Genomic DNA, 228 nt, shown 5'->3' on the forward strand with positions numbered 1-228 from the left:
TGACATAGTTCGCATTCTTGACAGCTTCATAAACGTCCCCATTCTTTCTGCTCAACACAAAGGTGAACTTGATATCATCCATCGGTATCTCACCTGTTGTATTCTCAATCAGCTTCGTAACGGATAACGTTCCTTCTTCTTTCATCTCTTCATTCACAAATGGCAGTATTTGCACATTATCGCCTACGACCTTGTTCTCATAGCCTTCATTGCTTACCGGTGTCTTTT

Annotated in this window: 1 pseudogene; it reads right to left on the bottom strand. The window is 41.2% G+C overall.

The annotated features are described in order from the left end of the window. A pseudogene (locus tag LI241_RS15735) lies at positions 1-228 on the bottom strand (hypothetical protein); the annotation flags it as partial.

Source organism: Longicatena sp. 210702-DFI.1.196 (assembly GCF_020563125.1).
Taxonomy (GTDB): Bacteria; Bacillota_I; Bacilli_A; order Erysipelotrichales; family Erysipelotrichaceae; genus Longicatena; species Longicatena caecimuris.